The organism is Phytobacter cepae, from assembly GCF_054165735.1.
The window spans coordinates 5,128,081-5,149,123 of record NZ_CM135107.1; the positions used below are offsets into that span (position 1 = coordinate 5,128,081).

The 21,043-nt window shown below is 51.8% G+C and carries 18 protein-coding genes and 1 pseudogene; all 19 read left to right on the forward strand.

The window, feature by feature from the left end:
- The first annotated feature begins 230 nt into the window (after window positions 1-230).
- Complete coding sequence (gene mnmG, locus ACUY4Q_RS24030) at window positions 231-2,120, forward strand: tRNA uridine-5-carboxymethylaminomethyl(34) synthesis enzyme MnmG (RefSeq protein ID WP_458045103.1); 1,890 nt, start codon at window positions 231-233, stop codon at window positions 2,118-2,120.
- A gap of 103 nt (window positions 2,121-2,223) precedes the next feature.
- A complete protein-coding gene (rsmG, locus tag ACUY4Q_RS24035) occupies window positions 2,224-2,847 on the forward strand; it encodes a 16S rRNA (guanine(527)-N(7))-methyltransferase RsmG (RefSeq protein ID WP_458045104.1) in 624 nt (207 codons plus the stop codon).
- 613 nt (window positions 2,848-3,460) lie between these two features.
- Window positions 3,461-3,841 (forward strand): F0F1 ATP synthase subunit I, encoded by a 381-nt coding sequence (gene atpI, locus ACUY4Q_RS24040; protein WP_458045105.1) that lies wholly within the window; start codon window positions 3,461-3,463, stop codon window positions 3,839-3,841.
- Window positions 3,842-3,849: 8 nt separating this feature from the next.
- Window positions 3,850-4,668, forward strand: a complete 819-nt coding sequence (gene atpB, locus ACUY4Q_RS24045) for a F0F1 ATP synthase subunit A (RefSeq protein ID WP_458045106.1) — start codon at window positions 3,850-3,852, stop codon at window positions 4,666-4,668.
- 47 nt (window positions 4,669-4,715) lie between these two features.
- On the forward strand, window positions 4,716-4,955 hold the full coding sequence (gene atpE / locus ACUY4Q_RS24050) for a F0F1 ATP synthase subunit C (RefSeq protein WP_004393045.1): 240 nt from the start codon (window positions 4,716-4,718) through the stop codon (window positions 4,953-4,955).
- A gap of 58 nt (window positions 4,956-5,013) precedes the next feature.
- Window positions 5,014-5,484: a F0F1 ATP synthase subunit B gene (atpF, locus tag ACUY4Q_RS24055; protein WP_437888188.1), complete on the forward strand. Its 471-nt coding sequence runs from the start codon at window positions 5,014-5,016 to the stop codon at window positions 5,482-5,484.
- 13 nt (window positions 5,485-5,497) lie between these two features.
- Window positions 5,498-6,031, forward strand: a complete 534-nt coding sequence (gene atpH, locus ACUY4Q_RS24060) for a F0F1 ATP synthase subunit delta (protein WP_458045107.1) — start codon at window positions 5,498-5,500, stop codon at window positions 6,029-6,031.
- 12 nt (window positions 6,032-6,043) lie between these two features.
- Window positions 6,044-7,585, forward strand: coding sequence for a F0F1 ATP synthase subunit alpha (gene atpA, locus ACUY4Q_RS24065; protein ID WP_437888186.1), 1,542 nt, complete (start codon window positions 6,044-6,046; stop codon window positions 7,583-7,585).
- 50 nt (window positions 7,586-7,635) lie between these two features.
- Window positions 7,636-8,499: a F0F1 ATP synthase subunit gamma gene (atpG, locus tag ACUY4Q_RS24070; RefSeq protein WP_437433089.1), complete on the forward strand. Its 864-nt coding sequence runs from the start codon at window positions 7,636-7,638 to the stop codon at window positions 8,497-8,499.
- A gap of 26 nt (window positions 8,500-8,525) precedes the next feature.
- On the forward strand, window positions 8,526-9,908 hold the full coding sequence (gene atpD, locus ACUY4Q_RS24075; RefSeq protein ID WP_437888184.1) for a F0F1 ATP synthase subunit beta: 1,383 nt from the start codon (window positions 8,526-8,528) through the stop codon (window positions 9,906-9,908).
- Between the two features lie 20 nt (window positions 9,909-9,928).
- Window positions 9,929-10,348 (forward strand): F0F1 ATP synthase subunit epsilon, encoded by a 420-nt coding sequence (locus tag ACUY4Q_RS24080; RefSeq protein ID WP_004107274.1) that lies wholly within the window; start codon window positions 9,929-9,931, stop codon window positions 10,346-10,348.
- Window positions 10,349-10,667: 319 nt separating this feature from the next.
- Window positions 10,668-12,038 carry a bifunctional UDP-N-acetylglucosamine diphosphorylase/glucosamine-1-phosphate N-acetyltransferase GlmU gene (gene glmU / locus ACUY4Q_RS24085; protein ID WP_458045108.1) on the forward strand — a complete coding sequence of 457 codons (1,371 nt, stop codon included), beginning with the start codon at window positions 10,668-10,670 and terminating at the stop codon, window positions 12,036-12,038.
- A 184-nt stretch (window positions 12,039-12,222) separates the two neighbouring features.
- Complete coding sequence (gene glmS, locus ACUY4Q_RS24090) at window positions 12,223-14,052, forward strand: glutamine--fructose-6-phosphate transaminase (isomerizing) (RefSeq protein ID WP_458045109.1); 1,830 nt, start codon at window positions 12,223-12,225, stop codon at window positions 14,050-14,052.
- 319 nt (window positions 14,053-14,371) lie between these two features.
- Window positions 14,372-15,412 carry a phosphate ABC transporter substrate-binding protein PstS gene (gene pstS / locus ACUY4Q_RS24095; protein ID WP_458045110.1) on the forward strand — a complete coding sequence of 347 codons (1,041 nt, stop codon included), beginning with the start codon at window positions 14,372-14,374 and terminating at the stop codon, window positions 15,410-15,412.
- 125 nt (window positions 15,413-15,537) lie between these two features.
- A complete protein-coding gene (pstC, locus tag ACUY4Q_RS24100; protein WP_458045111.1) occupies window positions 15,538-16,497 on the forward strand; it encodes a phosphate ABC transporter permease PstC in 960 nt (319 codons plus the stop codon).
- Window positions 16,497-17,384 carry a phosphate ABC transporter permease PstA gene (gene pstA, locus ACUY4Q_RS24105; protein WP_458045112.1) on the forward strand — a complete coding sequence of 296 codons (888 nt, stop codon included), beginning with the start codon at window positions 16,497-16,499 and terminating at the stop codon, window positions 17,382-17,384. The genes pstC and pstA overlap by 1 nt, the downstream gene beginning before the upstream one ends.
- Window positions 17,385-17,429: 45 nt before the next feature.
- Entirely contained in the window at window positions 17,430-18,203 is a 774-nt protein-coding gene (gene pstB / locus ACUY4Q_RS24110) for a phosphate ABC transporter ATP-binding protein PstB (RefSeq protein WP_458045113.1), read from the forward strand.
- Between the two features lie 137 nt (window positions 18,204-18,340).
- Window positions 18,341-19,066, forward strand: a complete 726-nt coding sequence (gene phoU / locus ACUY4Q_RS24115) for a phosphate signaling complex protein PhoU (RefSeq protein ID WP_458045114.1) — start codon at window positions 18,341-18,343, stop codon at window positions 19,064-19,066.
- Window positions 19,067-19,479: 413 nt separating this feature from the next.
- Window positions 19,480-20,997 (forward strand): annotated as a pseudogene (locus tag ACUY4Q_RS24120) (carbohydrate porin); the annotation flags it as partial.
- Window positions 20,998-21,043 lie beyond the last annotated feature (46 nt).

Here is a 21,043-nt window from a genome sequence, read left to right on the forward strand (position 1 = left end):
ATTCACAAGCAATGATCCTCTCTAAGATGATGATCTTTCTGCCAGGATCGGGCTTATCCACAAGCAAGTGGGATCCTAATAAGAGATCACAATAGAACAGATCTCTCTATCTAAAGATCTTCTTTTTAATACCCCGGATCCCAACGCTTTCTCCCTGAGCTAAAGTTGAGTAGAATCCACGGCCCGGGCTTCAATTCCATTTCTAACCGCTTTATGCGAGGCAATTCACCATGTTTTATCCGGATCCTTTTGACGTCATCATCATTGGCGGGGGTCATGCAGGCACTGAGGCCGCGATGGCCGCAGCGCGTATGGGTCAACAAACCCTGCTTTTGACACACAATATCGACACGCTGGGGCAGATGAGCTGCAATCCGGCGATCGGCGGTATTGGGAAAGGACACCTGGTTAAGGAAGTGGATGCCCTTGGCGGTTTGATGGCGAAGGCGATCGATCAGGCAGGTATCCAGTTTAGGATACTAAACGCGAGCAAAGGCCCTGCGGTACGGGCAACGCGTGCTCAGGCGGATCGTGTTCTCTATCGCCAGGCGGTGCGCACTGCCCTGGAAAACCAACCGAATTTGATGATCTTCCAACAGGCGGTTGAAGATTTGATCGTGGAAAACGATCGCGTCGTGGGTGCAGTCACGCAGATGGGATTGAAATTCCGTGCCAAAGCGGTCGTGCTGACGGTCGGGACTTTCCTTGACGGCAAAATTCATATTGGACTGGACAACTACAGCGGTGGCCGTGCAGGCGATCCGCCGTCTATCCCCCTCTCCCGCCGCCTGCGTGAACTGCCTCTGCGCGTAAGCCGCCTTAAAACCGGTACACCGCCGCGTATTGACGCGCGCACCATTGATTTCAGCGTCCTCGCGCAACAGCATGGTGATGATCCCATGCCGGTCTTCTCGTTCATGGGCAATGCAAGCCAGCATCCGCGCCAGGTACCGTGTTACATCACGCATACCAACGAGAAAACCCATGATGTGATCCGCAATAATCTCGATCGCAGCCCGATGTATGCGGGGGTGATCGAAGGGATCGGGCCGCGTTACTGTCCGTCGATCGAAGACAAGGTCATGCGCTTTGCCGATCGTAACCAGCATCAGATCTTCCTTGAACCGGAAGGACTGACCTCTAACGAAATTTATCCGAACGGCATCTCCACCAGCCTGCCGTTTGATGTACAGATGAACATCGTCCGCTCAATGCAGGGGATGGAAAACGCTAAAATCGTTCGTCCTGGCTATGCCATTGAGTACGATTTCTTCGATCCGCGTGACCTGAAACCGACACTGGAGAGCAAATACATCCAGGGGTTGTTCTTTGCCGGGCAGATCAACGGCACCACCGGTTACGAAGAAGCCGCTGCACAAGGATTGCTGGCTGGCCTGAACGCCGCGCGCAGCTCTGCCGAGAAAGAGGGGTGGGCACCGGCGCGCTCTGAAGCTTATCTGGGTGTGCTGGTGGACGACCTGTGTACGCTGGGGACAAAAGAGCCCTACCGCATGTTTACCTCGCGTGCCGAATACCGTCTGATGCTGCGTGAGGACAACGCCGATCTGCGTTTGACGGAAAAAGGGCGTGAACTGGGCCTGGTCGACGATGAACGTTGGGCGCGTTTCAATGAGAAACTGGAAAGCATTGAACGTGAACGTCAGCGTCTGAAGTCAGTCTGGGTCAACCCGACCTCTGAAACGGCACCGGAAGTGAACAAAAACCTGACGGCGCCCCTGTCACGTGAAGCCAGCGGAGAAGACTTACTTCGTCGCCCGGAAATGACCTATGAGCAACTGGTGCAAATGACTGCGTTCGCACCGGGCCTGACGGATGTGCAGGCGGCCGAACAGGTTGAGATTCAGGTGAAATACGAAGGGTATATTGCGCGTCAGCAGGACGAAATTGAAAAGCAGCAGCGTAATGAAAATACGTTACTGCCTGCCTCGCTGGATTATCGTCAGGTCAGTGGATTATCCAATGAAGTGATCGCCAAGCTTAACGATCATAAACCGGCATCCATCGGTCAGGCATCGCGTATTTCCGGCATCACGCCTGCGGCGATCTCTATTTTGCTGGTATGGCTTAAAAAGCAAGGCATGCTGCGCCGCAGCGCGTAACATGTTGATTATCGCCCGGTAACGCAAATCGTGCCGGGCTGTCAGAATCGCTATAGCGGGTAAGTGTTTCTTCACCCGCTGGCATCGTTTACAGGTATTCACCGTGCTTAACAAACTCTCCCGTCTGCTGGACGAAGCAGGTATTACGCTCACCGATCACCAGAAAAGTCAGCTCGTTGCCTATGTGGAAATGCTGCATAAGTGGAACAAAGCCTATAATCTGACCTCGGTGCGTAACCCTGATGAAATGCTTGTCCGCCATATACTTGACAGTATTGTGGCTGCACCGCACTTACAGGGGGAGCGCTTCATTGATGTTGGAACAGGGCCTGGATTACCCGGTATTCCGCTCGCCATCGTCCTTCCTGATGCGCACTTTACCCTGCTGGACAGCCTTGGAAAGCGGGTTCGTTTCTTACGCCAGGTGCAGCATGAGCTTAAGCTGACCAATATCACGCCAGTGCAAAGCCGGGTTGAGGATTTTTCAGCGGTTCCACCGTTTGATGGGGTCATCAGCCGCGCATTTGCCTCGCTCACTGATATGGTTAGCTGGTGCCACCATTTACCTGGGCCTGACGGGCGCTTCTACGCACTTAAAGGATTGATTCCTTCGGATGAAATTGCGCTGTTGCCTATAGACCTTAGCGTTGAATCTGTCATCGAACTTTCGGTTCCTCACCTTGAGGGAGAGCGCCATTTAGTGGTCGTTAAGCTAAACAAAATTTAATTTTCCTCAAAAAATGTAGAATTTGTGCTGTTTTTTGATTGTTAAAAAACGGCACCAAAAACACCGATACGTTCGGTTACATTTAACGGAATTGTCACCTGCAATTTTCGAGATTTTAACGCCGGGATTATTGTTAACCGTTAAAATAGTCAACATTGAAAATATCAGGCTGCTAAAAATCGGCAAAGCAACAGAAATGCTGTTGTTAAAAAATTATTAAAAATGTCAATGAAAGGTTTTTAAGTTGTACCTAACTATTTTTAAAAGAGTTGAAGATAATCGCTCGAAATATCAAAACCTTGAATTGGCGCATTTTCCGCATGGGCATCATTGGGTGACGGCATAAATGTTTAATTTGTGATCTGGTGCGCACTTTAATCCCAGGGTTTTCGCGTTATTTGGGATTTTGCTTAAAGGTTCACAGTTTCCCTAAAAGTTGAAAAATAGGGCGTGAGAAAAATATTTAAACATTTATTCACCTTTTCGCTACTTATTGTTTGAATTCACGAGGCCGCACCGTATAATTTGACCGCTTTTTGGTGCTTGACTCCGGGCGTTAAAGAACGTTTTATACGACACGCGGCATACCTCGAAGTGAGCAGGAGTGAATACGATGTCGGTGTCGCTATTAAGTCGAAACGTTGCGCGCAAGCTTCTGCTTATTCAGCTTCTGGTTGTGTTTATTTCAGGAACGCTGTTTAGCCTCAAAGACCCCTTCTGGGGCGTCTCCGCCGCGTGCGGAGGGATGGCAGTATTTTTGCCAAATATGTTGTTTATGATTTTTGCCTGGCGCCATCAGGCACATACACCTGTCAAAGGCCGCATGGCCTGGTCCTTCGCCCTCGGCGAAGCGTTTAAGGTGTTGGCAACATTCGTGTTGCTGGTGGTGGCGCTGGCGGTTTTTAAGGCGGTGTTTCTACCGCTGATAGTCACGTGGGTTTCGGTGCTGGTTGTTCAGATACTGGCACCCGCTGTAATTAACAACAAAGGGTAAGAGGCATCATGTCTGCAGGAGAAATCTCAACACCGCAGGAGTACATTGGCCACCATCTGAATAACCTTCAGTTGGACCTGCGTACGTTCTCGCTGGTGGATCCGCATAACCCCCCGGCCACTTTCTGGACGCTCAACATTGACTCCATGTTTTTCTCAGTGGCGCTGGGTCTGTTGTTCCTGGTCATGTTCCGTAGCGTAGCCAAAAAGGCGACAAGCGGCGTTCCAGGCAAATTCCAGACTGCAATTGAGCTGGTTATTGGTTTTGTCAATGGTAGCGTGAAAGACATGTACCATGGCAAAAGCAAGCTCATTGCGCCACTGGCCCTGACGATTTTCGTCTGGGTATTCCTGATGAACCTGATGGATTTGCTGCCTATCGACCTGCTGCCGTACATCGGCGAGCATATCTTTGGTCTACCTGCGCTGCGTGTGGTGCCGTCTGCTGACGTGAACATTACACTCTCCATGGCGTTGGGCGTATTTATCCTGATTCTGTTCTACAGCATCAAAATGAAAGGCCTCGGTGGTTTTGCTAAAGAGCTGACACTCCAGCCGTTCAACCATCCGGTGTTTATTCCGGTCAACCTGATCCTGGAAGGTGTTAGCCTGCTGTCCAAACCGGTTTCTCTCGGTCTGCGACTGTTCGGCAACATGTACGCCGGTGAGTTGATTTTCATTCTGATTGCTGGTCTGTTGCCGTGGTGGTCACAGTGGATTCTGAATGTGCCATGGGCCATTTTCCACATCCTGATCATTACGCTGCAAGCCTTCATCTTCATGGTTCTGACGATCGTCTATCTGTCGATGGCATCTGAAGAGCATTGATTTTTAATACACTACTACGTTCTAACTGAAACAATCTGGAGACTGTCATGGAAAACCTGAATATGGATCTGCTGTACATGGCTGCCGCTATTATGATGGGTCTGGCGGCAATCGGTGCTGCGATCGGTATCGGCATCCTCGGGGGCAAATTCCTGGAAGGCGCAGCGCGTCAACCTGATCTGATCCCACTTCTGCGTACTCAGTTCTTTATCGTTATGGGTCTGGTGGATGCTATCCCAATGATCGCTGTAGGTCTGGGTCTGTACGTGATGTTTGCTGTCGCGTAGTACGGGTTGCTTAACAGCAAATATTTAAGAACGTTAACCAGATAAGAGGCATTGTGCTGTGAATCTAAACGCAACAATCCTCGGCCAGGCCATCGCGTTTGTCCTGTTCGTTCTGTTCTGCATGAAGTACGTATGGCCGCCGTTAATCGCAGCCATTGAAAAACGTCAGAAAGAAATTGCTGACGGTCTTGCTTCCGCTGAACGGGCTAAAAAGGACCTGGACCTTGCACAGGCCAATGCGACCGACCAGCTGAAAAAAGCGAAAGCTGAAGCTCAGGTCATCATTGAACAGGCGAACAAACGCCGTGCTCAGATCCTGGACGAAGCGAAAGCTGAAGCCGAGCAGGAACGTACTAAAATCGTGGCGCAGGCGCAGGCGGAAATTGACGCTGAACGTAAACGTGCCCGTGAAGAGCTGCGTAAGCAAGTGGCTCTGCTGGCTGTTGCCGGTGCCGAGAAGATCATCGAGCGTTCCGTGGATGAAGCTGCTAACAGCGACATCGTGAATAAACTGGTCGCTGAACTGTAAGGAGGAGGGGCTGATGTCTGAATTTGTAACGGTAGCTCGCCCCTACGCCAAAGCAGCTTTTGACTTTGCCGTCGAAACCCAGAGCGTTGACCGCTGGCAGGATATGCTGGTGTTTGCCGCCGAGGTGACGAAGAACGAACACATGGCAGAGCTTCTTTCCGGTGCGATGGCACCAGAAACGCTCGCCAATTCGTTTATCGCAGTCTGTGGGGAGCAACTTGACGACAACGGCCAAAACCTGATTAAGGTAATGGCTGAAAACGGTCGTCTTAAAGCGCTCCCTGATGTTCTTGAGCAGTTTATTCAATTGCGTGCAGCCAGCGAGGCTATCGCTGAAGTCGAAGTGACTTCTGCGACCGCACTGAGTGAAGAACAGCTTTCGAAAATCAGTGCCGCGATGGAAAAACGTCTATCACGCAAAGTGAAGCTGAATTGCAAAATCGATAAGTCTGTAATGGCAGGCGTAATCATCCGTTCGGGTGATATGGTCATTGATGGCAGCGTACGCGGCCGTCTTGAACGCCTTGCAGACGTCTTGCAGTCTTAAGGGGACTGGAGCATGCAACTGAATTCCACCGAAATCAGCGAACTGATCAAGCAGCGCATTGCTCAGTTCAGTGTTGTGAGTGAAGCTCACAACGAAGGTACTATTGTTTCCGTAAGCGACGGTGTTATCCGCATCCACGGCCTGGCCGATTGTATGCAGGGTGAAATGATCTCCCTGCCGGGTAACCGTTACGCTATCGCACTGAACCTGGAGCGCGACTCCGTAGGTGCAGTTGTGATGGGTCCTTACGCTGACCTCGCCGAAGGCATGAAGGTTAAGTGTACTGGCCGTATTCTTGAAGTTCCGGTAGGCCGTGGCCTGCTGGGTCGCGTGGTGAACACCCTGGGTGCGCCAATCGACGGTAAAGGTCCGGTTGATAACGATGGCTTCTCGCCAATCGAAGTTATCGCACCGGGCGTTATCGAACGTCAGTCCGTCGACCAGCCTGTTCAAACCGGTTATAAATCTGTTGATGCCATGATCCCAATCGGCCGTGGCCAGCGTGAGCTGATCATCGGTGACCGTCAGACCGGTAAAACCGCGATGGCAATCGATGCGATCATCAACCAGCGTGATTCCGGTATCAAATGCGTGTACGTGGCCATTGGCCAGAAAGCGTCCACCATTTCCAACGTGGTTCGTAAACTGGAAGAGCACGGCGCGTTGTCCAACACTATCGTTGTTGTGGCGACTGCGTCTGAATCTGCTGCACTGCAATACCTGGCACCGTATGCGGGTTGCGCAATGGGCGAATACTTCCGTGACCGCGGTGAAGATGCGCTGATCGTATACGATGACCTGTCTAAACAGGCTGTTGCTTATCGTCAGGTTTCCCTGCTGCTCCGTCGTCCGCCAGGACGTGAAGCATTCCCGGGCGACGTTTTCTACCTGCACTCCCGTCTGCTGGAACGCGCATCCCGCGTTAACGCTGAGTACGTTGAAGCCTTTACCAAAGGTGAAGTGAAAGGGAAAACCGGTTCTCTGACCGCGCTGCCAATCATCGAAACCCAGGCGGGTGACGTTTCTGCGTTCGTTCCGACCAACGTAATTTCTATTACCGATGGTCAGATCTTCCTGGAAACCAACCTGTTTAACTCCGGTATTCGTCCGGCGGTTAACCCGGGTATCTCCGTATCCCGTGTGGGTGGTGCTGCTCAGACCAAGATCATCAAGAAACTGTCCGGTGGTATTCGTACCGCGCTGGCACAGTATCGTGAACTGGCTGCGTTCTCTCAGTTCGCATCCGATCTGGATGAAGCAACCCGCAAACAGCTGAGCCACGGTCAGAAAGTGACCGAGCTGCTGAAACAGAAACAGTATGCCCCTATGTCTGTTGCACAACAGGGCCTGGTGCTGTTCGCGGCTGAACGCGGTTACCTCGAAGATGTGGAACTGGCGAAAATCGGTAGCTTCGAAGCCGCTCTGCTGGCTTACGTCGACCGTGATCACGCTCCGCTGATGCAAGAGATTAACCAGTCCGGTGGCTATAACGACGAAATCGAAGGCAAGCTGAAAGGCATCCTCGATTCCTTCAAAGCAACCCAGTCCTGGTAACGTCTGGCGGCTTGTCTTAGGACAGGCCGCAAGGCATTGAGGAGAAGCTCATGGCCGGCGCAAAAGAGATACGTAGTAAGATCGCAAGCGTCCAGAACACGCAAAAGATCACTAAAGCGATGGAGATGGTCGCCGCTTCCAAAATGCGTAAATCGCAGGATCGCATGGCGTCCAGCCGTCCTTATGCAGATACCATGCGCAAAGTGATTGGTCACCTTGCGAACGGTAATCTGGAATATAAGCACCCTTACCTGGAAGAACGCGACGTTAAGCGCGTGGGCTACCTGGTGGTGTCGACCGACCGTGGTCTGTGTGGTGGCTTGAACATCAACTTGTTCAAAAAACTGCTGGCGGATATGAAAGTCTGGTCTGATAAAGGCGTTCAAAGCGATCTCGCGATGATTGGCTCTAAAGGCGTGTCTTTCTTTAATTCCGTAGGTGGCAACGTTGTCGCTCAGGTAACCGGTATGGGGGATAACCCTTCCCTGTCCGAACTGATCGGCCCGGTAAAAGTCATGCTGCAGGCTTACGACGAAGGTCGTTTGGACAAGCTTTATATTGTCAGTAACAAATTTATCAACACCATGTCTCAGGTGCCAACGATCACTCAACTGCTGCCGTTACCGGCCGCAGAAGATGAAGAATTGAAGCGTAAATCCTGGGATTATCTGTATGAGCCTGATCCAAAAGCACTGCTGGATACCCTCCTGCGTCGCTATGTTGAATCTCAGGTTTATCAGGGTGTTGTTGAAAACCTGGCCAGCGAGCAGGCCGCACGTATGGTGGCGATGAAAGCCGCGACCGACAATGGCGGCAGCCTGATTAAAGAGCTGCAGTTGGTATACAACAAAGCTCGTCAGGCCAGCATTACTCAGGAACTCACCGAAATCGTCGGTGGTGCATCCGCGGTATAACCAGGTTAATTCGTAGAGGATTCAAGATGGCTACTGGAAAAATTGTCCAGGTAATCGGCGCCGTGGTTGACGTCGAATTCCCTCAGGATGCCGTACCGCGCGTGTACGATGCTCTTGAGGTAAACAATGGTAACGAGAGCCTGGTGCTGGAAGTTCAGCAGCAGCTCGGTGGTGGTATCGTGCGTACCATCGCCATGGGTTCTTCCGACGGTCTGCGTCGTGGTCTGGAAGTTAAAGACCTCGAACACCCGATCGAAGTCCCGGTAGGTAAAGCAACCCTGGGTCGTATCATGAACGTCCTGGGCCAGCCGATCGACATGAAAGGCGACATCGGTGAAGAAGACCGTTGGGCTATTCACCGTGCAGCACCGTCCTATGAAGAGCTGTCCAGCTCTCAGGAACTGCTGGAAACCGGTATCAAGGTTATCGACCTGATGTGTCCGTTCGCTAAGGGCGGTAAAGTCGGTCTGTTCGGTGGTGCGGGTGTGGGTAAAACCGTAAACATGATGGAGCTGATCCGTAACATCGCGATCGAGCACTCTGGTTACTCCGTGTTTGCAGGCGTAGGTGAGCGTACTCGTGAGGGTAACGACTTCTACCACGAAATGACCGACTCCAACGTTCTGGACAAAGTATCCCTGGTTTACGGCCAGATGAATGAGCCACCGGGAAACCGTCTGCGCGTTGCGCTGACCGGCCTGACCATGGCTGAGAAGTTCCGTGATGAAGGTCGTGACGTACTGCTGTTCGTCGATAACATCTATCGTTACACCCTGGCCGGTACGGAAGTATCTGCACTGCTGGGTCGTATGCCTTCAGCGGTAGGTTACCAGCCGACGCTGGCGGAAGAGATGGGCGTTCTGCAGGAACGTATCACTTCCACCAAAACCGGTTCTATCACCTCCGTTCAGGCGGTATACGTACCTGCGGATGACTTGACTGACCCATCCCCAGCCACCACCTTTGCTCACTTAGATGCAACCGTGGTACTGAGCCGTCAGATCGCGTCTCTGGGTATCTACCCGGCCGTTGACCCGCTGGACTCCACCAGCCGTCAGCTGGATCCACTGGTTGTTGGCCAGGAACACTACGACACCGCGCGTGGCGTACAGTCCCTGCTGCAACGTTACCAGGAACTGAAAGACATCATCGCCATCCTCGGTATGGATGAGCTGTCTGAAGAAGATAAACTGGTGGTAGCACGTGCGCGTAAGATTCAGCGCTTCCTGTCCCAGCCGTTCTTCGTGGCAGAAGTATTCACCGGTTCTCCGGGCAAATACGTCTCCCTGAAAGACACCATCCGTGGCTTTAAAGGCATCATGGAAGGCGAATACGATCACCTGCCAGAGCAGGCGTTCTACATGGTCGGTTCTATCGACGAAGCCGTGGAAAAAGCCAAAAAACTTTAACGCCTTAATCGGAGGGTGATATGGCTATGACTTACCACCTGGACGTCGTCAGCGCAGAGAAACAGATGTTCTCTGGTCTGGTCGAAAAAATCCAGGTAACGGGTAGCGAAGGTGAACTGGGTATTTACCCGGGCCACGCCCCGCTGCTCACCGCCATTAAGCCTGGTATGATTCGCATCGTTAAACAGCACGGTCATGAAGAGTTTATCTATCTGTCCGGCGGCATTCTTGAAGTGCAGCCTGGCAGCACGACCGTTCTGGCTGATACCGCAATTCGCGGCCAGGATCTCGATGAAGCGCGAGCCCTGGAAGCTAAACGTAAGGCTGAAGAGCACATTAAGAGCTCTCACGGTGACGTGGATTACGCTCAGGCGTCTGCGGAACTGGCCAAAGCGATCGCTAAACTGCGCGTTATCGAGTTGACCAAAAAAGCGATGTAACACCGGCTTAACGTCAAAAAGCCAGTCTGATTATCAGGCTGGCTTTTTTTATGTCTGTTATCGCGCATTTCATACTTTCCAGTGATGCTTTATTCAGGATTAAAAAGAATAATAAAAACAGCGTACTGTGAATATTTTCCACACATTCGTCTTATGTTTTCGAAATAATTATGTGTGTATTACCCGATAATATGCCCTAAATTACCTTCCGATGAGGTGGGTTGAGCACTTCATCCTCAAACCAATTCGCGTCGAAAAAAATGTAGAACTTTCAACGTGAAACGGTAAAAATTCCACTCAAATTACAGTCAGGACGCGTATGTTGAACACGAAAATGAGTGTGGTGATCCTTGCCGCTGGCAAAGGCACTCGCATGTATTCCGATCTTCCGAAGGTGCTGCACACCCTTGCCGGGAAAGCGATGGTTCAGCATGTGATTGATGTGGCAAACAATCTTGGTGCCAGCAATGTGCATCTGGTTTATGGTCACGGCGGCGATCTGTTGAAACAGACGCTGTCTGACGACAAGCTCAACTGGGTATTACAGGCCGAGCAGCTCGGTACCGGGCACGCCATGCAGCAGGCCGCTCCTTTCTTTACCGATGATGAAGACATCCTGATGCTTTACGGCGATGTGCCATTGATTTCAGCCGCAACGCTGACGCGCCTGCGTGAGGCGAAGCCGCAGGGGGGGATTGGTCTGCTGACGGTGAAGCTCGACGATCCCACCGGTTATGGTCGTATCACGCGTGAAAATGGCAAGGTCAGTGGCATTGTTGAGCAGAAAGATGCCAGTGAAGAGCAGCTCAGGATTCAGGAAATCAACACCGGCATTCTGATTGCCAACGGCGGCGATTTGAAGCGCTGGCTCGCTAAGCTCACCAACAATAATGCGCAGGGTGAATATTACATCACCGACATCATCGCGTCGGCTTATCAGGAAGGAAATGCCATTGCGGCCGTTCATCCTGAGCGCCTGAGCGAAGTGGAAGGCGTAAACAATCGTCTGCAGCTTTCCCGCCTTGAACGTGTTTATCTTACCGAGCAGGCCGATAAACTGCTGCTGGCAGGCGTCATGTTGCGTGACCCGGCACGCTTCGATCTGCGTGGCACCTTGTCCCATGGGCGCGATGTTGAAATCGATGCTAACGTGATCCTTGAGGGAGAGGTAACGCTTGGTCATCGCGTTAAAATTGGCGCAGGCTGCATTATCAAAAACAGCGTCATCGGTGACGATTGTGAAATCAGTCCCTACAGTGTTGTTGAGGATGCGCATCTGGAAGCGGCGTGTACCATCGGACCCTTCGCGCATTTACGCCCTGGTGCTGAGTTACTCGAAGGCGCACATGTCGGCAATTTCGTTGAAATCAAGAAAGCGCGTCTGGGCAAAGGCTCCAAAGCAGGCCATCTGACCTACCTGGGTGATGCTGAAATTGGCGATAACGTGAATATTGGTGCGGGTACGATTACCTGTAACTATGACGGTGCCAACAAGCATAAAACCATTATTGGCGATGATGTCTTTGTGGGCTCTGATAGCCAACTGGTCGCGCCTGTCAGCGTCGGCAATGGCGCCACCATTGCTGCGGGCACCACGGTGACCCGTAATGTCGCCCAGAACGAGCTGGTATTAAGCCGGGTGCCGCAGGTGCAAAAAGCGGGCTGGCAACGGCCCATAAAGAAAAAATGATTCTTTTGCCGGACAGCGGTAACGCTTATCAGGCAAATCAGGGATGAGGGGATAACATAATCCTCCGCCCGCTGGCAGTACCATAAAAATAACCCCACTCTCTACAAGGCTCGGGGCGCCTGGAAACAGGCATACAGGTTGACCGACAACGCATGGCATAACGCCATAATCAGGAAATCTAACTATGTGTGGAATTGTTGGCGCAGTTGCGCAGCGTGATATTGCTGAAATCCTTCTCGAAGGATTACGTCGTCTGGAATACCGTGGCTACGACTCTGCCGGTCTGGCAGTGGTGGATGCAGAAGGTCATATGACCCGTCTGCGCCGTCTCGGTAAAGTGCAGATGCTGGCTCAGGCTGCAGAAGAGCATCCGCTGCACGGTGGAACAGGTATTGCGCACACTCGCTGGGCGACGCACGGCGAACCGTCTGAAGGCAACGCACACCCGCATGTGTCTGACCACATCGTTGTGGTCCATAACGGCATCATTGAAAACCACGAACCGCTGCGTGAAGCGTTGAAAGCACGTGGTTACACATTCGTCTCTGAAACCGACACTGAAGTGATTGCTCACCTGGTGCACTGGGAGCTGGAGCAGGGCGGTTCGCTGCGTGAAGCAGTGCTGCGTACTATTCCACAACTGCGTGGGGCATACGGTACGGTAATCATGGATTCCCGCGATCCAAGTACCCTGCTGGCTGCCCGTTCCGGCAGCCCGATGGTTATCGGACTGGGCATGGGCGAGAACTTTATTGCTTCCGATCAACTGGCGCTGCTGCCGGTAACACGTCGCTTTATCTTCCTTGAAGAGGGCGATATCGCAGAAGTGACCCGTCGTAGCGTGACGGTATTTGATAATGCCGGCGCACCGGTCAAACGTGAAGAGATCGAATCCAATCTGCAATATGACGCGGGTGACAAAGGTACATACCGTCATTACATGCAGAAAGAGATTTATGAGCAGCCGAACGCGATTAAAAACACCCTCTCCGGGCGCATCAGCCATGGTGAAGTGGATTTAAGCGAGCTGGGTGCGCAGGCCAATGAGCTATTGAGCAAGGTCGAGCACATCCAGATCATCGCCTGCGGAACGTCCTATAACTCCGGTATGGTTTCCCGTTACTGGTTTGAGTCGTTGGCGGGGGTTCCGTGCGACGTGGAAATCGCTTCTGAGTTCCGCTACCGCAAATCCGCAGTGCGTCGTAACAGCCTGATGATCACCCTTTCTCAGTCTGGTGAAACGGCAGATACCCTGGCAGGCCTGCGTTTATCCAAAGAGCTGGGCTATCTGGGATCGCTGGCCATTTGTAACGTACCGGGCTCTTCACTGGTGCGCGAATCCGATCTTGCCATCATGACCAATGCCGGTACGGAAATTGGCGTGGCGTCCACCAAAGCCTTCACCACCCAGTTAACCGTGCTGCTGATGCTGGTGGCGAAACTGAGCCATCTGAAAGGGCTGGATGCCGCCATTGAGCATGAAATCGTTCACGGTTTGCAGACGCTGCCGAGCCGTATTGAGCAAATGCTGTCGCAGGATAAGCGCATCGCGCAGCTGGCAGAAGATTTCTCCGACAAGCATCACGCGCTGTTCCTTGGCCGTGGCGATCAGTACCCGATTGCACTGGAAGGTGCGCTGAAGCTGAAAGAGATTTCGTACATTCACGCGGAAGCTTATGCGGCAGGTGAACTGAAACATGGCCCTCTGGCGCTGATTGATGATGATATGCCGGTTATCGTTATCGCGCCGAACAACGAATTGCTGGAAAAACTGAAGTCCAATATTGAAGAAGTGCGTGCGCGTGGCGGCGTGTTGTATGTCTTCGCCGATAAAGATGCTGGCTTTACCAGCAACGACAATATGCACATCATTGAGATGCCGCATGTTGATGAGGTGATTGCACCCATTTTCTACACCGTACCGCTACAGTTACTGGCTTATCACGTTGCGCTGATTAAAGGCACAGACGTGGATCAGCCACGTAATCTCGCCAAATCTGTGACGGTCGAGTAAGTGTTCACACGCCCCGCCAGTCGGGGCGTTTTTTTTTACTCTCTGCGCCCCAGTGGTGTCTCTTTTTTAAGCGTAAAAAGATGACATTCTCACCGCTTCGACTATTTTTTTATTGTCATAAAAGTAAAATCTTACTGAAAACTCACGGTCATCAAAATAAGCATCTTCATGATGCGACAGCGATTTTTAATCACATATCGACTTTCATGGTCATTGTCATCAAACAGTAACAATCCTTGCATATAACTGTCATCAAAGTGTCCTATTTTGCTCATCGTAGCCACTAAACAACGATTTACGATTCCTTGCAGGAGACATTATGAACGTTATGCGTACCACTGTCGCAACTGTTGTCGCCGCGACCTTTTCTCTGAGTGCTTTTGCAGTTAACGCCGCTGCAAGTCTGACGGGTGCGGGTGCAACTTTCCCTGCGCCGGTGTATGCCAAATGGGCTGATACCTACCAGAAAGAAAACGGTAGCAAAGTAAACTACCAGGGTATCGGTTCTTCTGGCGGCGTAAAACAGATCATTGCTAACACCGTTGATTTCGGTGCTTCAGATGCTCCTCTGGCTGACGATAAGCTGGCTCAGGAAGGTCTGTTCCAGTTCCCTACCGTTATCGGTGGCGTTGTGCTGGCCGTTAACCTGGAAGGTTTCAAGTCCGGTGAGCTGGTGCTGGATGGCAAAACCCTGGGTGACATTTACCTTGGCAAAATCAAAAAATGGGATGACGCAGCCATCGCTAAGCTGAACCCGGGCAAAAAACTGCCGGCTCAGAACATCGCGGTTGTTCGTCGTGCTGATGGTTCAGGCACATCCTTCGTATTCACCAGCTATCTGGCGAAAGTGAACGAAGAATGGAAATCCTCTATCGGTGCGGGTTCTACCGTTAACTGGCCGACCGGTCTGGGCGGTAAAGGTAACGACGGTATCGCTGCATTTGTACAGCGTCTGCCGGGCTCCATTGGTTATGTTGAATATGCTTACGCTAAGCAGAACAATTTGACCTACACCAAGCTGCTGTCTGCTGATGGCAAACCGGTCTCTCCAACTGAAGAAAGCTTCTCCAACGCGACGAAAAACATCGACTGGAGCAAATCCTTCGCACAGGACCTGACCAACCAGAAAGGTGCAGATGTGTGGCCAATTACCTCCACCACCTTCATCCTGGTGCATAAAGAGCAGAAAAACCCTGAGCAGGGTGCTGAAGTCCTGAAATTCTTCGACTGGGCTTACAAAAACGGTGGCAAACAAGCTAACGAACTGGACTACGCAACGCTGCCAGAAAGCGTGGTTGAGCAGGTTCGTGCCGCATGGAAAACCAGCGTGAAGGACAGCAGCGGTAAAGCGCTGTACTAAATATCCGACTTACGTCGAGTCGCTGCCGTGTTGGCTGCGACTCGAATGGGTTAGGGTATGGCATTACGTTAGCCAGAAAGCACGATAGAATGCGCGCTTTCTGGCCCAACCTTAAAGAGTGATTTATGGCTGCAACCAAGCCGGCTTTTAGCCCCCCGGGCAAAAAAGGTGACATGATATTCAGCGCGCTGGTAAAACTGGCTGCGCTGATTGTGCTATTGCTGCTCGGCGGCATTATTGTGTCTCTGATTTTCTCCTCCTGGCCGAGTATTCAGAAATTTGGATTCTCCTTCCTTTGGACAAAAGAGTGGGATGCGCCGAACGAAATTTTTGGTGCGCTGGTGCCGATTTACGGCACGCTGGTCACCTCTTTTATCGCCCTGCTGATCGCTGTCCCGGTCAGTTTCGGTATCGCTCTGTTTCTGACTGAACTGGCGCCTGGCTGGCTGAAGCGCCCGTTAGGGATTGCGATTGAGCTACTGGCAGCGATTCCCAGTATTGTTTACGGCATGTGGGGGTTGTTCATCTTTGCGCCGCTGTTTGCCAAATATTTCCAGGAACCGGTCGGCAATGTGATGTCAGCGATTCCTTTTGTTGGCGCACTGTTTTCCGGTCCGGCGTTCGGTATTGGGATTCTGGCTGCAGGCGTGATCCTCGCTATCATGATTATTCCTTACATCGCTTCCGTTATGCGCGATGTATTTGAACAAACCCCAGTGATGATGAAAGAGTCAGCCTATGGCATTGGCTGCACCACCTGGGAAGTTATCTGGCGTATCGTTCTGCCGTTCACCAAAAACGGTGTGATTGGTGGTGTGATGTTGGGGCTGGGCCGTGCGTTAGGTGAAACCATGGCGGTAACCTTCATCATCGGTAACACCTACCAGCTCGACAGCGCATCGCTGTTTATGCCGGGTAACAGTATTACTTCCGCACTGGCGAATGAGTTCGCTGAAGCGGAGTCCGGACTGCATGTTGCCGCCCTGATGGAACTGGGTCTGATCCTGTTCGTGATTACCTTTATCGTGCTGGCAATCTCAAAAGTGATGATCATGCGTCTGGCGAAAAATGAGGGGGCACGCTAATGGCTACGCTCGAAATGCAAGCCTCAACTGAACTGGCAGAATCCCGCCGTAAGATGCAGGCAAAACGCCGTGCGAAAAACCGTATTGCGCTTACGCTCTCCATGGCGACGATGGCATTCGGTTTGTTCTGGCTTATCTGGATCCTGATGTCGACCGTGACACGCGGTTTTGACGGTATGTCCCTTGCGCTCTTCACCGAAATGACGCCGCCGCCGAACACGGCGGGCGGGGGGCTGGCTAATGCCCTGGCAGGCAGTGGATTACTGATTTTCTGGGCCACCGCTTTCGGTACGCCATTGGGCATCCTGGCAGGTATTTACCTTGCTGAATACGGGCGTAAATCCTGGCTCGCTGAAGTGATTCGCTTCATTAACGATATTCTGCTTTCTGCCCCGTCTATCGTTGTCGGCCTCTTTGTCTACACCATTGTGGTGATGCAGATGCAGCACTTCTCTGGCTGGGCTGGCGTGATTGCACTGGCGTTGCTGCAGGTTCCTATCGTGATTCGTACCACTGAAAACATGCTGAAACTGGTACCGGACAGCCTGCGTGAAGCGGCCTACGCGCTGGGAACGCCGAAGTGGAAGATGATTTCTGCGATTACGCTTAAAGCCTCGGTTTCCGGCATTCTGACCGGTGTTCTGCTGGCGATTGCGCGTATTGCAGGTGAAACAGCCCCGCTGCTGTTTACTGCGCTCTCGAATCAGTTCTGGAGTACCGACATGATGCAGCCTATCGCCAACCTGCCGGTCACCATCTTCAAATTCGCCATGAGCCCGTTTGCTGAGTGGCAACAACTGGCCTGGGCTGGTGTGTTGCTGATTACGTTGTGTGTGCTGTTGTTGAATATTCTGGCGCGCGTCGTTTTCGCGAACAAGAAACACTAATTTTTGCGGCACGGCGTAAGCGGTGCTGATTGAGGAAAGAGACTAATGAGTATGGTTGAGACAACGCCGGACAAAATTCAGGTTCGTGATTTGAACTTCTATTACGGTAAATTCCATGCCCTGAAGAACATCAGCCTGGATATTGCTAAAAATCAGGTCACGGCATTCATCGGGCCATCAGGCTGCGGTAAATCCACCCTGCTGCGTACGTTCAACAAAATGTATGAGCTGTACCCGGAACAGCGAGCGGAAGGTGAGATCCTGCTGGATGGGGATAACATCCTCACTAACACCCAGGATATCGCCCTGCTGCGCGCGAAAGTCGGGATGGTATTCCAGAAACCCACGCCGTTCCCGATGTCGATTTATGACAACATCGCCTTTGGTGTGCGTTTGTTTGAAAAGCTTTCTCGTCCGGATATGGACGAACGTGTGCAGTGGGCATTGACCAAGGCCGCATTGTGGAATGAAACCAAAGATAAGTTGCACCAGAGTGGTTACTCTCTCTCTGGTGGTCAGCAGCAGCGTCTGTGCATCGCGCGCGGTATCGCTATTCGCCCGGAAGTGTTGCTGCTGGATGAGCCTTGTTCTGCACTGGATCCGATCTCAACGGGTCGTATTGAAGAGCTGATTACTGAGCTTAAGCAGGATTACACCGTTGTGATTGTTACCCACAACATGCAGCAGGCTGCGCGTTGCTCCGATCACACAGCGTTTATGTACCTCGGCGAGTTGATTGAGTTCAGTAATACTGATGATCTGTTCACGAAGCCGAAGAAGAAACAAACCGAAGATTATATTACTGGCCGCTACGGTTGATATGCCCTTCATCTTTCAGGCCGTACCCGCGTTGGCTGTCTTTGCTCACTCCGGTCACGTAGTCATCTACGTTTCCGGGGATTCGCGCAGTTGCCGCCTTGCTACAGCCAGAAATCTTTTGGGCATCTGGAGGAACGATGGACAACCTTAACCTTAATAAACACATTTCTGGCCAGTTTAACGCTGAGCTGGAAAGTATCCGCACTCAGGTCATGACCATGGGTGGGATGGTAGAGCAGCAGCTTTCTGATGCGATTACCGCCATGCACAACCAGGACAGCGAGCTGGCGCAGCGCGTTGTCGAAGGTGATAAGCAGGTCAATATGATGGAAGTCGCCATCGATGAAGCCTGCGTACGCATCATTGCAAAGCGTCAGCCGACCGCCAGCGACTTGCGCCTGGTGATGGCGATTATCAAGACCATCGCTGAGCTGGAACGTATTGGCGACGTGGCGGATAAAATCTGCCGCACGGCGCTGGAGAAATTCTCTTCTCAGCATCAGCCGTTGCTGGTCAGCCTCGAGTCTCTGGGCCGCCATACCGTACAGATGCTGCATGATGTGCTGGATGCGTTTGCGCGTATGGATCTTGACGAAGCGGTGCGTATCTACCGTGAAGACAAGAAAGTGGATCAGGAATATGAAGGCATCGTGCGTCAGCTGATGACCTACATGATGGAAGATCCACGCACGATTCCCAGCGTGTTGACTGCCCTTTTTTGCGCACGTTCCATCGAGCGTATTGGCGACCGCTGCCAGAACATCTGCGAATACATCTTCTACTTCGTGAAAGGCCAGGACTTCCGTCACGTGGGCGGCGATGAACTGGACAAATTGCTTGCGGGCCATGACCCTAAAGAGTGATTTTGCTCTCTGACATAACACTTAAGGCTATGTCGCGAATGTAAGACGGGCAAAAAATTCGCGGTGAATCACAGTTTGTTCTTTTGCTCATTGCTGGCGGATTAAAAATCGCTATGTTGTGGGCTGAAACTGGATTGCTACCGCGTTGCGGGCTAAACCTGACATCTCTTTAACGGAGGTGCCGGGTTTTTTTGTTTTTGGGGCACGGAAAAGTGCGCCGCCGCATTGCGATATCCAGCACAGGATTGTTACTGCATTAGACAGGCAAAACCTGAACCCGCACGTATTGTTACGTGCGGGTTCAGGTTTTTTTTTATTCAAAAAATGGTTGGATGGAAACCATGAAAAAAACAATACCCTTAATTCTGGCATCATCATTTTTATACTCCGTTACACCTGCTGTGGCTGCGACAGAAAACCTGACTATCGAACAGCGCCTGGCGGCGCTGGAGAAAGATCTCAGCGAAACGAAAAAGGAATTACAGCGCTACAAGGACGATGAGAAAAACAAACAGGCGTTGTATTACTCTCAACCTACAGCCACTGCTGCAAAAGCCCCGGTTGCTGCACCGTCGGCAGTGCTGGTTCAGGCCGCGCCAGCGGCGGGCACGCAACCTGCGAAAACAGAGGCGGTAACGCCGATGTCGATGAAGGATCTCAGTAAGTACGTTAAGGATGAAATTGGTTTTAGTTACAACGGTTATATCCGTTCGGGTTGGGGGGCTTCCACCAATGGCTCGCCAAAATCATGGGCTATCGGATCGCTGGGGCGCTTTGGTAATGAGTACACCAGCTGGTTTGATTTGCAGCTCTCTCAGCGTGTCTACAATGAAAATGGCAAAACGGCGAAGGCCGTGGTGATGCTGGACGGTAACGTCGGTCAGTCTTATGCGTCGGGCTGGTTTGGCGACAACAGCAGCAACGATAATCTCCTGCAATTCTCCGATATCTACCTGACCACCACCGGGTTCCTGCCGTTTGCGCCTGAGGCTGAACTATGGGTCGGTAAACATCAGCTACCTAAGCACGAAGTGCAGATGCTTGACTGGAAAACCCTCCCTACCGATAACGCGGGCGGTGTCGGGATCGAAAATATGGTGCTGGGTAGCGGCAAGCTGGATATTGCCCTGCTGCGTGCCGATATCGACCAGTACGATCGTACGCTCAGCCACTCGCAGCAGCTCAACACCAACACCGTGGATGTGCGTTATAAAGCGATTCCGCTATGGAATAACGCTGAGTTGATGGTGAATGGTCGTTATGCGATGGGGAACTCCACCGACGAGCAGAAAGATAACGTTAACGACAACGGGTATTACAAATGGAAAGATACCTGGATGGTAGGAACGGCGCTGACGCAGAAGTTCAATAACGGCGGCTTTAACGAGTTTAGCTTCCTGATGGCGAACAACTCACTGGCCAGCAGCTTCTCCCGCTACACCGACTCCAGTCCGAATACAGCCTTTAATGGTCGTTACTATGGCGATCACACCAACGGTACGGCAATTCGCCTGGTCTCTCAGGGGGAAACGTATCTGACCGACAACGTGATCCTTGCCAACGCACTGGTCTATTCACGTGGTGAAGATGTCTACAGCTACGAAACCGGCGCGCACAGTGATTTTACCAGCTACCGCGCAGTGATTCGCCCATCTTATGTCTGGGATAAATACAACCAGTCTGGTGTAGAACTGGCATATTTCAATCAACAGAACAAAGATCAACTGGGGGTGAAGTACAAAGAGTCTGGTTATAAAACCACGCTTTACCATGCGCTTAAGGTCAACACCAGCTTACTGACTTCTCGTCCGGAAATTCGTTTTTATGGGACTTACATCCACGCATTAAACAACGAACTGGATAACTTTAGCTTTGCCGATGAGAAAAACGACCAGTTTGCGGCGGGCGTACAAGCCGAAGTCTGGTGGTAAAGCGTGCGAAGAGTAATCGATGAGTCTGAACGGAAAACAACATGAA

Bases quoted from the DNA above. Each gene is read 5' to 3' on its own strand.
- pstA (WP_458045112.1), top strand. From the start codon at position 16,497: ATGGCTACGCTCGAAATGCAAGCCTCAACTGAACTGGCAGAATCCCGC.
- pstB (WP_458045113.1), top strand. From the start codon at position 17,430: ATGAGTATGGTTGAGACAACGCCGGACAAAATTCAGGTTCGTGATTTG.
- phoU (WP_458045114.1), top strand. From the start codon at position 18,341: ATGGACAACCTTAACCTTAATAAACACATTTCTGGCCAGTTTAACGCT.
- atpI (WP_458045105.1), top strand. From the start codon at position 3,461: ATGTCGGTGTCGCTATTAAGTCGAAACGTTGCGCGCAAGCTTCTGCTT.
- atpH (WP_458045107.1), top strand. From the start codon at position 5,498: ATGTCTGAATTTGTAACGGTAGCTCGCCCCTACGCCAAAGCAGCTTTT.
- glmU (WP_458045108.1), top strand. From the start codon at position 10,668: ATGTTGAACACGAAAATGAGTGTGGTGATCCTTGCCGCTGGCAAAGGC.
- pstS (WP_458045110.1), top strand. From the start codon at position 14,372: ATGAACGTTATGCGTACCACTGTCGCAACTGTTGTCGCCGCGACCTTT.
- glmS (WP_458045109.1), top strand. From the start codon at position 12,223: ATGTGTGGAATTGTTGGCGCAGTTGCGCAGCGTGATATTGCTGAAATC.
- mnmG (WP_458045103.1), top strand. From the start codon at position 231: ATGTTTTATCCGGATCCTTTTGACGTCATCATCATTGGCGGGGGTCAT.
- atpE (WP_004393045.1), top strand. From the start codon at position 4,716: ATGGAAAACCTGAATATGGATCTGCTGTACATGGCTGCCGCTATTATG.
- pstC (WP_458045111.1), top strand. From the start codon at position 15,538: ATGGCTGCAACCAAGCCGGCTTTTAGCCCCCCGGGCAAAAAAGGTGAC.
- atpB (WP_458045106.1), top strand. From the start codon at position 3,850: ATGTCTGCAGGAGAAATCTCAACACCGCAGGAGTACATTGGCCACCAT.
- atpD (WP_437888184.1), top strand. From the start codon at position 8,526: ATGGCTACTGGAAAAATTGTCCAGGTAATCGGCGCCGTGGTTGACGTC.
- atpG (WP_437433089.1), top strand. From the start codon at position 7,636: ATGGCCGGCGCAAAAGAGATACGTAGTAAGATCGCAAGCGTCCAGAAC.
- ACUY4Q_RS24080 (WP_004107274.1), top strand. From the start codon at position 9,929: ATGGCTATGACTTACCACCTGGACGTCGTCAGCGCAGAGAAACAGATG.
- atpA (WP_437888186.1), top strand. From the start codon at position 6,044: ATGCAACTGAATTCCACCGAAATCAGCGAACTGATCAAGCAGCGCATT.